14 protein-coding genes and 1 pseudogene are annotated in these 14,087 nt (G+C 33.7%); 3 read left to right on the top strand and 12 right to left on the bottom strand.

Translation table 11 applies throughout. The features are described from left to right. Nucleotides 1–27: 27 nt before the first annotated feature. Entirely contained in the window at nt 28–366 is a 339-nt protein-coding gene (locus ADIWIN_RS22025; RefSeq protein ID WP_316929664.1) for an EamA family transporter, read from the bottom strand. Between the two features lie 189 nt (nt 367–555). Then, the gene (locus tag ADIWIN_RS18575; RefSeq protein ID WP_020898065.1) at nt 556–1,494 is read right to left on the bottom strand and encodes a T9SS type A sorting domain-containing protein; all 939 of its coding nucleotides are present in this window, start codon (nt 1,492–1,494) and stop codon (nt 556–558) included. A gap of 266 nt (nt 1,495–1,760) precedes the next feature. On the opposite strand from ADIWIN_RS18575, the gene ADIWIN_RS18570 reads away from it, so the two are divergent. Next, on the top strand, nt 1,761–2,828 hold the full coding sequence (locus ADIWIN_RS18570; protein WP_020898064.1) for a T9SS type A sorting domain-containing protein: 1,068 nt from the start codon (nt 1,761–1,763) through the stop codon (nt 2,826–2,828). A gap of 16 nt (nt 2,829–2,844) precedes the next feature. Here ADIWIN_RS18570 and ADIWIN_RS18565 read toward each other — a convergent pair whose 3' ends face one another. The 4 genes from ADIWIN_RS18565 to ADIWIN_RS18550 all read right to left on the bottom strand — a co-directional run bounded on the left by ADIWIN_RS18565 (nt 2,845) and on the right by ADIWIN_RS18550 (nt 6,389). Continuing rightward, a complete protein-coding gene (locus ADIWIN_RS18565) occupies nt 2,845–3,360 on the bottom strand; it encodes a LacI family DNA-binding transcriptional regulator (RefSeq protein ID WP_020898063.1) in 516 nt (171 codons plus the stop codon). Between the two features lie 3 nt (nt 3,361–3,363). Beyond that, nucleotides 3,364–4,032 (bottom strand): bifunctional 4-hydroxy-2-oxoglutarate aldolase/2-dehydro-3-deoxy-phosphogluconate aldolase, encoded by a 669-nt coding sequence (locus ADIWIN_RS18560; RefSeq protein ID WP_020898062.1) that lies wholly within the window; start codon nt 4,030–4,032, stop codon nt 3,364–3,366. Nucleotides 4,033–4,104: 72 nt separating this feature from the next. After that, complete coding sequence (locus ADIWIN_RS18555; RefSeq protein WP_020898061.1) at nt 4,105–5,322, bottom strand: 6-phosphofructokinase; 1,218 nt, start codon at nt 5,320–5,322, stop codon at nt 4,105–4,107. A 20-nt stretch (nt 5,323–5,342) separates the two neighbouring features. Then, nucleotides 5,343–6,389, bottom strand: coding sequence for a sugar kinase (locus ADIWIN_RS18550; protein WP_020898060.1), 1,047 nt, complete (start codon nt 6,387–6,389; stop codon nt 5,343–5,345). A 145-nt stretch (nt 6,390–6,534) separates the two neighbouring features. Here ADIWIN_RS18550 and ADIWIN_RS22375 point away from each other — a divergent pair, with 145 nt between their 5' ends. Next, nucleotides 6,535–6,957: a LacI family DNA-binding transcriptional regulator gene (locus ADIWIN_RS22375; protein WP_020898059.1), complete on the top strand. Its 423-nt coding sequence runs from the start codon at nt 6,535–6,537 to the stop codon at nt 6,955–6,957. A gap of 47 nt (nt 6,958–7,004) precedes the next feature. Then, the gene (locus tag ADIWIN_RS22370) at nt 7,005–7,553 is read left to right on the top strand and encodes a LacI family DNA-binding transcriptional regulator (protein ID WP_020898058.1); all 549 of its coding nucleotides are present in this window, start codon (nt 7,005–7,007) and stop codon (nt 7,551–7,553) included. Nucleotides 7,554–7,616: 63 nt separating this feature from the next. Here the strand turns inward: ADIWIN_RS22370 and ADIWIN_RS18540 are convergent, their stop codons facing one another. From ADIWIN_RS18540 to ADIWIN_RS18515, 6 genes and pseudogenes are all read right to left on the bottom strand, one after another. Further along, nucleotides 7,617–8,381, bottom strand: a complete 765-nt coding sequence (locus ADIWIN_RS18540) for an SDR family NAD(P)-dependent oxidoreductase (RefSeq protein WP_020898057.1) — start codon at nt 8,379–8,381, stop codon at nt 7,617–7,619. Nucleotides 8,382–8,409: 28 nt separating this feature from the next. After that, entirely contained in the window at nt 8,410–9,804 is a 1,395-nt protein-coding gene (locus tag ADIWIN_RS18535; RefSeq protein ID WP_020898056.1) for an MFS transporter, read from the bottom strand. Between the two features lie 10 nt (nt 9,805–9,814). After that, nucleotides 9,815–10,528 (bottom strand): FadR/GntR family transcriptional regulator, encoded by a 714-nt coding sequence (locus tag ADIWIN_RS18530; RefSeq protein WP_020898055.1) that lies wholly within the window; start codon nt 10,526–10,528, stop codon nt 9,815–9,817. Between the two features lie 165 nt (nt 10,529–10,693). Next, nucleotides 10,694–11,628 (bottom strand): annotated as a pseudogene (locus tag ADIWIN_RS18525) (polysaccharide lyase family 7 protein). Nucleotides 11,629–11,641: 13 nt separating this feature from the next. Beyond that, a complete protein-coding gene (locus ADIWIN_RS19800) occupies nt 11,642–12,592 on the bottom strand; it encodes a PKD domain-containing protein (RefSeq protein ID WP_020898052.1) in 951 nt (316 codons plus the stop codon). Nucleotides 12,593–12,611: 19 nt separating this feature from the next. Further along, nucleotides 12,612–14,081: a RagB/SusD family nutrient uptake outer membrane protein gene (locus ADIWIN_RS18515; RefSeq protein ID WP_020898051.1), complete on the bottom strand. Its 1,470-nt coding sequence runs from the start codon at nt 14,079–14,081 to the stop codon at nt 12,612–12,614. Nucleotides 14,082–14,087: the final 6 nt, after the last annotated feature.

Below are 14,087 nucleotides of genomic sequence, written 5' to 3'. Positions count from 1 at the left end.
TCAGAAAAAATAACCATTGTATCGGCTTTATTTTTCTTTTAAGAATAGCAAGGCAAAGAATGCGGCAAAGATTGGACCTATATATCGTATTGATACCGCTGTTCCCATGGCAATATATTTTATAGATAAAAAGAATAATGTCATTGAAATGAGTCCGAAGATACTTCGCATTATCAATAATCCTTTTTTATTTCCTAGTAGGGAAATTTTATTTTTCAATAAAAATGGCATCGTAAAAAACAAGGATCCAATAGATCTAAAAAAAACAATTTGATAGACACTAAAATGGTCTAAAGACTTCACAAAAGCATTCATAAATGTAAATGCCAGCGCACTAATTATCATGTATTTTATGGCCTCTTTCAAAATCAACGTTATTTAAAAAAATGTGGACTATTTAATGGTTTCGAATCAGCAATTTACATATAAATTCACGTTCTGATGAACAAGTCCATATCTAATAATTGCTTAATTACTACATCAGAATTTATGGTAAAAGAAAAGAGCAACTTATATGGTTTTAAGTTGCCCTTTTAAGATTAATTAGACTATAAATTACTCAATTACAATACGTTTTATTACTGTATTATTGCCAGAGTTTACTTTGAGTAAATAAATACCTGAAGACATCTCTGAAAGATTGATAGTACTATCAACTAAGCTAGAATACGTTTTTAATCTAGAACCTAAAATATTATATAGCTCAACAGAATCTATTTGAGATTGATTTGATGATATAATAGTAATATTTGACTTAGTTGGATTTGGATAAACTTTTAAATGAGCAGCAGAGAACTCTTGTATAGATAAAGCATCTTGATTTATTACGGTTAAGTAATCAATTCTAATCTCATCCTCACCTGAAGACCATAACCAAGGTCTAGAATCACTAGCATCAGCAGGTGGTGTATTAGGCCTTCCAATACCTCTACCCATTATAGCAATACTTGTTTCTGAACCGCTATTAAACTCAAATTCATAAACAAGGTAATCAGAGTTACCTGGATGTACTTGTGTATCAATTGCAATATTATTCGCTGCAAGTTCTGCAACTGTAATATCTGTGTACCCAAAACCTGAAGTTGGCTTAATAGTCGCATCTGTATAATAAACAGGCGTATAACCAGATTCATAACCAGAACCTTTTAAAATACGCATTTCAATAGAACTTGGTGTAACGTCAGGGTCTGCACCATCATTAAATCTAACTGCGTAAGTTAATTTATAATTGGTATTGGCTAATACCTCTACTTCTTGATAAATTAAATCAGATTCGAAATCATCAAATTTAACAGCACTATTAGGAGAGGTTAGACCTGAGGCTGAAGTCTCCCCCTGATCACCTAAATCTTTATTTATCCAGTGAGAACAAGAACAATCACTTGTATCAGGTTCCTTTGGGATTTCAGCAAATGCATCATTTTGTACCACAGGATCCTGTGCCAAAATAGAGAAAGATGTCATTAGACATAATAAGAGTAATGCTTTATTCATAATTGTAGTTTTAATAGTTTAATTATTAGATTATTAGACTGGTTTACCAATCTGGTTTACCAAATATAATAAAAAAAACACATGCTATAACGTTTTCGTAATTAATTTGATAAAAAATTAAACATTTTTATATGATAATCAAAAATAACAAGCGTTTACACCTTAAAATGAGCAATATCTTAACATATATATTATTTACAATAAAAGAACTTTAAATTAACCTTATATTGGTTAACCAATTTAATTTATCAATGTAAAACTCAATTATGGAAAGAAGATTATTTGTGGGATTAATAGCCTGTCTTTTTAGTCAAACCACCATTGCCCAGGTTACACTAAATGCGAATGAGCCCGGAAATACCTATGAAGAAATAAACGCCGTTTTAGCTCCGGGATATAATGTTATTGAAGTCCCAGATTGCAATCACACGGAATTTGGAAGGCACATTGACGAGCTATTTGATACCGAATTAAACACTACTGTTTTTCGATTTATAGCACACAAAATACCAGATAATGATCGCTGTCAAAATTTTGATAGACAACGAACAGAAATAAAGACCTATGATCAATCACCAGATCATCTCATAGCGATAGAGGGTGAAATCGTTGAATATAAGTGGAAGTTTAAATTACCTAGTGATTTTAAGGTGTCACCAAACTTTACGCATTTGCATCAAATTAAATCTGTTGGTGGTCCTTATGAATCTATTCCAATGATAACGCTTACAGCAAGAAAAGCCACTCCTGATCGTATAGAATTGAGATATACTCCAACCACCAATCAAACGACTATTCAAACCGCAAATTTAGATTTATTTAGAGGGCATTGGGTAGAAGTTACTGAACGCATTACTTATGGAAATGAAGGCCGTTATTCTATAAGTATTAATCGTGTTTCTGATGATTTATTAATTTTAAACTATACTAATGATTCTATAGACATGTGGCAAGATGGTGCTGCTTTTGCAAGACCAAAATGGGGGATTTATAGAAGTCTAATTAATAGTGATGATTTGCAAGATGAAGCCGTCCTATTTAATAATTTTAGCATTGAAGAAATAGATCCTTTATCTGTTTCAGATATTGAATTACAAAACGACGAAGTACTATTATTTCCTAACCCGACCAAAGATTTTATTACTTTCAAAAATATAGAAGCAGAGGATTATGATAGTATTAAAGTGTATGACAGTTCTGGCAAAGAGATACAGACATTAAGCCCACTTAACAATAATACTTTAGATGTTTCAGCATTATCGAAAGGCCTATATTATATCAATTTAATAAAATCAAAGAGAATAATTAAAATCTTAAAATGTATAATTGAGTAATTCTTTAAAACTTGAATTACCCTTTTAAAACATTTATTAAACTAGTGTATGACAGGTTATTAATTTCTTCAACAGACTGACTACTATTGACATGGAGTAATTCAACAGGAAATGAATCATTTACGTATTGTCCGTTTTCTTTATTTTCTGAAGACACTACTATAATTCCATCTATAGAACCATCACTAAGACTTTTTATACACTTTAACTCTTTTGTATTAGAATAAAAGGATTGGTAAAATAGAATTCTATAGCCAAAGCTTTCTGCAGACTTTTGTAAATGACAAAGTGAATGACTATAACAAGCCTTAGTTACTTCTGGCACTATCACCGCGATAGAACCTGTTTTCTGCATTCTAAGTGAAACAGCATAATTATTTGGAACATAATTATGCTGTTTTGCAATAGTTTTAATTGTTTCTCGTGTGCCTTTACTTATCTCATGCTTATTATTTAAAGCTTTAGAAACTGTAGATATTGAATATCCTGATAAAAATGAAAGTTCTTTTATAGTTACAGCTGACGATTTCAATAGTTATGATTTTAGAGCGCTAATTATACTTAATGCATTTCTAGTATCAGATTCAATTTTAGCTAAATCATAATTGCCATCGGCACCTTTTGCTATTAATTGAGAACCCATACCAACACAAGTTACACCGGCTTTAAACCAGCCTTCTAAATTTTCTTTAGTTGGAGCAACACCACCTGTTGGCATAACGCTTGTCCAAGGCTGAGGCCCTTTAATAGCTTTAACAAATGCAGGACCGTAAATATCTCCTGGAAATAATTTCACAACCTCACAACCGAGTTCTTCGGCTCTACAAATTTCAGTTAATGTTCCACATCCTGGTGACCAAGCGACTTTACGTCTGTTACAAACGATTGCAATATCTTCTCTTAAAACAGGAGTTACAATAAAGTTAGCACCAAGTGCCATAAAACGAGAGGCAGATGCTGCATCTGTAACAGAACCAACTCCCATAATCATTCCTGGTAATTCTTTAAGAACCCATTTGTTAAGCTCGCCAAAAACTTCGTGAGCAAAATCACCTCTTGCTGTAAACTCTAGTAAACGTGCACCACCATCGTAGGTTGCTTTGATTACTTTTTTACTAATTTCTAAATCCGGATTATAAAACAATGGAACCATTCCGGTTTGTTTCATAACATTTGCGACTTCTATTCGTGTATATTTTGCCATATATATTATTGTTTAAATGTTGTTTTCGTTATTTTTTTACTGCTAACGGCCACTGATTACTGTTAACTTATTCTAGTTCCAATTTAATATTTTTTTGAAATCGTAAGCTTCAGGGTTTAAAACATACGCTTTCGCTTTGTCATAATCTTTTTCTTTAATGAAGAATAGATTATTGATAAACAGTTGCGCCATATCTGAATTGATATCGACTAATCTTGGTGGAATTTTACCGTTTTCATCTTCAAAATCTTTTAAAAACAACGGCCTAATATCTCCACTTGAATTTGCACTAACAATACAACCCGTAATCCCTTGATCGAATAATTTCTTAACTCCAATACCTAATAAGGTACACAATGTTAAATCGAATGCAATTGGATTACAACATCGTAATTCGTAACCTAATTCTACGGGTCTCGATTTTATGTCCAAGCCAATTTCTTTCAATCTAACTTGTAACAAATAATTAAAAATATGAGACTTACTTACATTTCCTAATTCTGGATGACCATGATCGTCATACGTGAAATTAATGCCTGAATTGATAATTTCATCTTCATCCATAAAGTGAAAAACACCCTCACTTACTAATGCTACACCATATTCAATACCTTCAATCTTACATTTCACAATGGATGAGATAATCATATTAATTAACTTATCGAACGTGATATTGGTTTTATTAAACATTTCAGGAATAATCATCATTTGAAAATGACATGCTGAAGCAATACCAAATGCTAAATGCCCTGCTGAACGTCCCATTGCTGACATAACAAACCAGTTTTCACTAGTTCTGGCATCTTCATAAACTGTATTCCCAATTCGAACACCTTCATCTTTAGCCGTATGAAATCCAAACGTCGGATTCCGATCTGGCAGCGGTAAATCGTTATCTATGGTTTTAGGCACATGAATATGAGCCACTTCTAAATCTTGAGTATTGAGATATTTGGTTAATCTATTGGCAGTAGACGCTGTATCGTCACCACCAATAGTTACCAATAATTTTACATTATTATTCTTGAAAAAATCCGCTTTAAAATCAATGTCTTTAGGCTTAAATCTACTCATAATAAGCGTAGAACCACCGCGACTAAAAATACGATCTGCATGATGAAAATCAAAAATCTTCACCTCAGGATCGTCCGACAATAAACCTTTATAGCCATGATGCACACCAATAACCTCATAACCATCTTTCATAAACGTTTTGGCTAATGTGCTTATCACTGTATTAATCCCTGGAGCCGGACCGCCTCCACAAATGATTGCTATCGATTTTTTCACAATTTTAAAGCGTCTTAAATTTATCTTGCAACACGACCAGATGCATCACCACCCATTAGTTTTTCAACTTCAGAAACAGTTACTAAATTCGCATCACCTTTAATAGTGTGTTTTAAACAAGATGCTGCAACAGCAAAGTCTAATGCGTTTTGATCATCTTCAGGATATTTTAATAATCCGTAGATTAAGCCACCCATAAATGAATCACCACCACCAACACGATCAACGATATCTGTGATTTGGTATTGACGCGTTTCATACATTTTTTTACCATCGTATAACACACCAGCCCATGTATTATGAGACGCTGAAATAGAACCTCTTAATGTTGTAATTACCTTTTTAGCTCTTGGGAATTTCTCCATCATTTGCTTACAAACAGATAAGAACGCTTCTGCTTTTACATCGTGTCCTTGCGTTGTGATATCTAAACCTTCTGGCTTAATATTAAAGTGCTTTTCTGCATCTTCTTCGTTTCCTAAAACAACATCACAATATGACGTTAATTCAGTCATTATTTTTTCTCTGTGTGCTTCGTCACAGAACGTCCAAAGCTTAGCTCTGTAGTTTAAATCTGTAGAGATCATCACTCCCATTTCACTAGCTACTTTTACAGCTTCTAAACATGCATCAGCTGCACCTTGAGAAATTGCAGGTGTAATACCTGTCCAATGAAACCAAGCCACATCTTTAAAAACAGATTTCCAATCTATCATTCCTGGTGTAATTTCAGAAATTGCAGAATGTGCTCTATCATATACAACTTTAGAACCTCTACTTACCGCTCCCGTTTCTAAGAAATAAATACCCAAACGGTCTCCACCATAAATAATTTTATCTACACCAACTCCTCTTTTACGCATTTCCATCATCGCACATTCTCCAATATCATTCTTTGGCAAACGTGTTACAAAATCAACAGGTACACCATAGTTTGCTAAAGAAACAGCAACGTTAGATTCTCCACCACCGTAGATGGCATCAAAATTATTTGCTTGTGAAAATCTTAAAAAACCTTGAGGTGCTAATCTTAGCATAATTTCTCCAAAAGTGACTACTTTTTTCATTCTGAATATTTGTTTATTTAGTTATAAAATTATTTTGCTTAATCGATTAACCAATGCACTTAAAAATAAATCAAAACGTACAAGCTTTGATTCTTATGGTTAAACTATTATATTTGCTTAATCGATTAAGCAAATATATAAAAACTTGACGAATAAAAAAAGAACTACCTTAAAAGACATTGCCAACGCCTTAAACATCTCACCTGCTGCTGTTTCTAAAGCCATGCACGATGATTCTCGCATTAGTGATAAAACAAAAGAAGCAGTTAAGCGTATTGCTAAAGAATTGGATTACCAACCTAATCATTTGGCCAGCGCCTTACGAAAAGGAAAAAGTAATTTGGTAGGCGTTATTGTACCGAGAACCAATAGTAATTTCTTTTCATCTGTTTTAGAACATATGGAAGCTGTACTTAATAAGGCTGGTTACAACATCATCATCACACAATCTAATGAGTCTTTTGAAAAGGAATGTAAAAATATAGATACTTTATTATTCACTCAAGTTGATGGCATTATTGCTTCTATGGCTAATGAAACCGTTGATTTGTCTCATTACGAAAAATAAAATCAAAAGGGATTCCATTAATACTTTTTGATCGCGGTGAAAATGACTTGAATGTGGATTATGTTGGGATAAATGATTATGATAGTAGTCATATGATTGTTGAACATTTAGTTGAAAAAGGATGTAAACGGATTGCACATATTGGTGGTTATAGACGAACGCGTATTTTTAATAACCGAATTAAAGGTTATGTGGATGCTTTAAGGAAAAACAACCTTCCTTTTGATGACAGCCTTATTACTGAAAGCTCTCTTACGCTTGAAGATGGTAGACTAGAAATGGAAAAACTACTCCAATTGAAAAATAGACCAGATGCCGTCTATGTCGCCAGTGATTATGCCGCCTTAGGAGCTCTACAAGTTTTAAATGAAAACAAGATTAATGTGCCAGAAGCTATTCGATTAATTGGTTTTGGAAACGAACCTTTTACATCGTTAGTGACCCCTTCAATATCTAGTATAGAACAACATAGTAAAGATATTGGGCGTCTCGCTGCTGAAACATTCCTTAAACGGGTTGATGAACTAGAATTAAAACAGAGCTTAAATAAAATAATATTAAAAGCTGAATTAATTGTTAGAGATTCTTCCATATAAAAAATGCGTCATTGTATCTCTACAATAACGCATAATTAATATAATCCAATTTTAACTTAAATATTAGATACCTAAAGCTTGTCCACCACCAATTTGGATAGTTTCAGCTGTTATAAATGAAGCATCTTTACTCGCTAAGAAAGACACAACACCTGCTACATCTTCTGGCTGACCTAATCTTCCTAACATAATATTGTTAGCCCAAGAAGCAAAAACTTCTGGTTTAGTAGCTTTAATTTGTGCGTGGAATGGTGTATCAATTGTACCTGGAGATACAGCATTTACTCTAATTCCGTATTCCGCTAAATCTTTTGCTAAGGCTCTCGTAATTGCATGAACACCAGCTTTAGATGTTCCGTAGATACCAGCTCCGGGTCCACCTGCAGTCCATCCTGCATTAGATGTATAGTTAATTATAGAAGGATGATCCCCTTTTTTCAAATAAGGTATCGCTGCTCTCGACGCAAAGAAAACTGAATCAAGGTTAAGTGCCATTACATTTCTGTAAAACTCAGTTGTCATTTCTTCAAAACGAGATCTACCACCTAAACCACCAGCATTATTTACTAGTACGTCTATTCTGCCGTATTTATCACCAATTTTTTTGATGTTTGCTGTTACTTCTTCTTCTTTTGTAACATCAAATCCGTAATACTCTGCAATGATTCCATCTGCAGCAAGTTCTTTAATTCTTTCTGCACCAGCATTATCATCAATACCATTTAAAAATACAGTATATCCATCTTTACCTAATCGTTTTGCCACTTCAAAACCAATACCTCCTGTTGCTCCTGTAACTATAGCAACTTTTCCTTTATTCTCACTCATCTTTATTAATTTAATATATATAATTATGTTATACTTTTCTCATTACTGGTTTTACTTTTGGGATAAATAACCACACGCTAGCTACCGTTAATAGTGATAACGTTGCACCTATTATAAAAGCGGGTGTGTAATTCCCACCACTGGTTAACCATGGTACTAAATAAGTTAAACCAGCAGCCGTAAGTTTAGCCGCCATACCAGAAAAGCCTGCTAAAGAACCTACTGTTTTTCCACTAAAAAGATCACTTGGTAATGTCTGAACATTCCCAATAGCTGTTTGAAAACCAAATAAAATAATAGCCATTAATACCACAGCTGTTGTAGCACCTGGGTTTTGCATGTCTGTTATAGTCATGTCGACAGCCCCAATATTATTCAAAAAGCTAATCACAGCTGTTTCAATACCAAGTGGGTTTGCCATTGCTAATAACGCTGGTAGCATTACGAAACACCCCAGTGTAATGACCATTTTACGTGTTTTATCAACATTCCAGCCTTTTTTAAGCTTATTTCGAGCTAAAATTCCACCGTAATAAGCGCCTACCATTGCACCTGCATAAGGCACCCACCCGTATAATGCCATTGACTTTACATCCATAGCAAAAACTTCATTCAGATAAATTGGTATCCAAAAAACAAATAGCCACCAAATTGGGTCGATTGCTGCTGAAGCTAATATGACACCCCAACTTTGTTTATGGCCAAGTAATTCTCCCGTATTAGGGTTATATTCTTGATCTTCTACACCATCACCATCAAAATCTTCATTTTTTTGGCCAGTTAAAATATATTCACGCTCTTCATCTGTAATCCATGGGTGATCATTGGGACCTGATTTTACTAAAATCCACCAAGGTATCAACCAAAGTAAACCTGCTAAACCGATAAATATAAATATAGCTTTCCAATTAAAGTATATTGATAAGGTTGCGATTAATGGAATAGAAACAATTCCTCCAATAGCCGCTCCAGAGTTAAAAATTCCTTGTGCAAGGGCGCGCTCCTTGGTGGGAAACCATTCTGCATTTCCTTTAGTTGCACCAGGCCAGTTTCCGGCTTCAGAAACACCTAATATGGCACGGAATATTCCGAAACTTAAAATACCATTTGCAAAAGCATGTAATGCTGTAGCAATAGACCAAACACCAATTGAGAGTACAAATCCCATTCGGGTACCAACCCAATCGAAAATTTTTCCAAATATGGCTTGTCCAAAAGCATAAGAAAAAACAAATATGATTGAAATTAAGGCATATATTTCTTTTGTCTCGTCTGCTGTGTGTCCTGGATATAAATCTTTTGCAATTTCTGGCCAAAGCACACTTAATGACGTACGATCAATATAATTAATGATAGTCGCAATAGCAATTAATGCAACTATCCACCATCTCAATCCTTTTAATTTTTTACCCGCTTTTTTCATTTATTTTGAATTAAGTTGACTTTTTAATATTATAACAATACTGATACAACACAGTAAAGTGATCTTTCATTTTTTGTTTTGCTAACATAGGATCTTGCTTTTTAATGGCTTCAAAAATATCCTGGTGCTCTGAAATACTTAGGTTAGCTAATTTCTTATCGCACACATGGTACTTTTCAAAATTAGTTATGATTTCAGGCGTAATTATTAACATAAAATTATTCATTATACTATTTCCACTAGCTCTTGCTATAGCTAGGTGAAATAACAAATCTTCTTGCACAGCGTCTTCACCTCTTAATACCTTTTCCGAATATGCATCTAAAGCTTCTTTTATCTTCTCTAAATCTTCCTCTGTTCTCCTAAGTGACGCTAAGCGAACTGTTTTTAGTTCTAATAAGATTCTGGTCTCAACTAGAGATTTAAAATCTGGATCCTCTAACCTAAGAATATCCTCAATCATACCATTCATCGCAATGACACCAATATTAGCTACAAATGTTCCACTTTGTGGAATTGAATCGAGTAGACCATATAATTCAAGTTTTTGAATCGCTTCTCTAACACTGCTTCGTGATACCTCAAATTTTTCAGATAACATTCTTTCTGAAGGCAACTTATCACCAGGTTCAAGATTTTTAAAATTTATAAGCTCACCTATTTTAGAAATTATGGACTTTTGTGTATCGAGACTATCTACTTTTGCTAATATTTTTAATTTCATATTTAAAAACTTATAAATTGGTTAACCAGATTACAAGGGCTAAAGTTATGTAAATAATAATAAAAGCGGAACATAAATAGGACTATTTATTAGCGCTCAAAGAATCCTACTTATACAACTAAACAACAGTAGAATTCAATAAGCGACTAACTCAAATACATCTTTTTAATGGCTCACTTCTAACTCATAAAAATTTACTTTAGCAAAGGCTCCTTCATCTCTAGATTGGAAATAATTTCCTGCTTTAAAATAGTTTTCAAATACTCCCCATTTCTTAATGTGAATACTTTCATAAGATTTAAATTCAGTATTATTTAAAATAATTAACATTTTCCCATCTGTAACTTGAACTTCTAAAGTGAATTTTTTAAATCCAACTTCTTGTTCAAAATTAAAACCATCATCATCATCCCAAGCATCTTCATGTAATATTTCGGTATCTGAAGCATTTAGGTTTTTTAAAACTTTAGATTTTACTCTTATTTTACCTTTATCCCAATAAATTTTAAGTATCGGTGGAGCATTGTTATCATCCTCACCTATTAAATCACGTTGCTCATTGGTTAACCTTCCATGGATTTGCATGATGATGACACGATGGTATTTGCCATCTGAATCTCTAGTAACATCCTCCATTTGCAACTTTCCTTTCATGTTACCACCTTGCTTAAACGTCCAGTTGACATTATTTTCGCCTGGCACCAATTGCTCTCTTAACTCTGACCTTGTATATTTTGTATTCTTGGTCTTAGAGTCCGTAGGCATTGCACGAAACACAATGGCTCCTTTAGTGGAATCTATGTACATATAAGGTTTTGCAATCTCGTTATTAGCAAAATCTAAAATCTCTGGTGGGTCTATTTCATAAGGTCTCCCCTTTTCATTTGCCACTGGTAATGTTACTTTCCAATGACTAAGATCTATTTTTGGGAGTTTTACTTTTTCTTTTTCCCTTTCTTCTTTTTACTCTTCTTGCTCTTTTTATTTTCAATTTTTTTATCCGACTCTGTAACGTTACTTTCCGTGTTTTGAGAAGTAACGTTAATAGATACAAATGCCATCAGTAAAAAAACTAATAAATTTTTTCGGAAATTTTTCATAGTGATATTAAAATTAATCGGCTGGATATACCTTCACGTTGTCAACATAAGCATCAACATCTGTTACTCCATAAATTAGTATAGAAACCTCACCAGTTGCATTGGCCGTAAACGGAATCTGTACTGTTGTAAACACTGTTTTTCCAAGATCTTCATCTCCTACAAACATCGCTAATGGAGCCGCATCGAAACTCGCAATTGCATCTGCACCATCAGTAAAGTGACCATCTATGATTCCACCAATAATTCTATTATCTCCTGGAGCTTGAGTACCGTCATCTTTTATAGCATATTCATACTCTAAAATATAGTTAACTGGCGACCCTGATCCATCCACATTAGATACTGTTATTGCTTGGTAAGCGTATCTCGTATTAGAACTTAAATAAGCTCCTGCAGAAGTACTACTTGTCCATTTTGCCCCTTTTGTTTTAGATCCGTTATCTGAACCATCGTAATTTAGCCAAGACCCATCACTACTAGAATTAAACGGGTTAGTATTACCACCAGTGAAGCTATCGAATTTCCAATCATTTGTTCCGTCTTGAAAATCTCCATTTAAAATTTCAGGTGTAACAGCTACAAATACATCTACCACAACAACATCTATAGTCACAGTATCTGAAGCACCGTTGGCATCACTAGCAGTTAACGTTACTGGATAAGTACCTTCTACAGCAGGAAATGTATACACAGGATCTCTTTCAGTTGTGGTATCTCCGCCTCCAAAGTCCCATAAATAATTTATAGATTGAAACGAAAGATCTGTGAATTGAATTGTATTAAAATTAACCGGATCTGGAATATACGAAAAGTCTGCTGTTGGCAAAACCGTATCTGCTTGTGAACCAGACTCTGGCAAATCGAACTCATAAGCACTTTCACAACTATTAAAAGCAACAGCTGTAATAAAGCATAGGAACAACATTGTTACTTTACTAAAAATATTTATTTTATTTTTCATGTCTTTAAAAATTTAGTTTTTAATATCCTGGGTTTTGTCCTAAAAGAGGAGGAGTACCACTTAAATTAATTTCTCTTGATGGTATTGGCAATAATAATTGTCTAGCATCATAGTCATTAAATCCTTGAGATGTAGCATAATTTCCAATGACATCATTAGCAATTCCAAATCTTACTAAATCAAAGAAACGTTGATTTTCAAAAGCTAATTCTACACGTCTTTCTACAAGTAATGCCTCTTTAGTCAGTATTGAAGGACGGTCTGTTACGGCATCAAATCCAGCTCTTACTCTTACTTCCATGTAAGAATCTATTGCTGCACTACTATTTGTTTGAGCACCACCAGCTAAAATTGCTTCAGCATGCATTAACAATACATCAGAATAACGTAAGATAATCCAATCATTACCTGCTTGTTGAGCACTAGGACCATAAGTTGGTTCAGGAACTGCATTAAGATCTGTTCCGTCAGGTAAAAACTTAATAACTTCATTAGTTATGTTAGTACCAACACCAAAAGAAGCATAAGAAGCTGCTGTTCTGTTTCCTCCGTACACAGCAAAATCTGCTATTAAATTATCTTCAACTAAGTTTAGACCATCTTCTCTACCTTGACGGTTAAAAGATGTAAATTCAGCAGAAAAAGCTTGACTTTCATTAGCGTTTCCAAACTCATACTGAATAGCAAAAATAATTTCATCGTTTAATTCATTGTAAAACACATCAGAAAAATCATCTTGTAAAGCGAAACCACTATTCTTAATATCTGCACATAATTGTGCAGCGACACCATAATTAACACCTTGCGTTAAATACACTTTTGCTAACAATCCTTGTGCGGCTGCTTTTGACGCTCTAGATTTATAAGTATTATCTAAAGCATCTTTCGCGTCTTCTAAATCTGAAACAATTTGTTCATAAATCTGTTCTTTTGCAATTCTAGTAAACAGTGCTCCACTTTCTGTTGGACCTACAACCGAAGTTACTAAAGGCACATCTCCAAATAGTCTTACTAAATTAAAGTATGCATAAGCTCTTAAAAATTTAGCTTCAGCCACATATTTTACTCTATTAGATTCGTTAGCAGCATCTATATAATTCATAATGTCATTTGCTCTAAAAATGATCTGATACATAGACTGGTAATAATCTTCTGATTGCGCGTTGGTGGCGTCAATTAGGTATCTATGAAAATCAGCCTTAGAACCTTCAGACGTTTTACCTCTAGTATTATCTGTACGGTGTTCTGTTAGAAGGTATTCTACTTGAACACCTCTATTAGATCTTTCGTAACTTGAGTCTGTATTTTCATTAACACCTTGTATGGCATCATAAATTCCAATAATCCCAGCCAATACGTCTGCATCAGTTTGATAAAAATTTTCGACAACAATAGCTGTATCTGGTAATGGATTTAAAAATTCATCTGTATCACAGGAGGTGAAAACAAATCCTGTTACAGCAAAAATTAAATATTTTATATGTTTCATAATTTG

The sequence above is a fragment of the Winogradskyella psychrotolerans RS-3 genome, from assembly GCF_000427335.1.
GTDB classification, from domain to species: domain Bacteria; phylum Bacteroidota; class Bacteroidia; order Flavobacteriales; family Flavobacteriaceae; genus Winogradskyella; species Winogradskyella psychrotolerans.
This window is presented reverse-complemented; position numbering and strand designations above follow the sequence as displayed.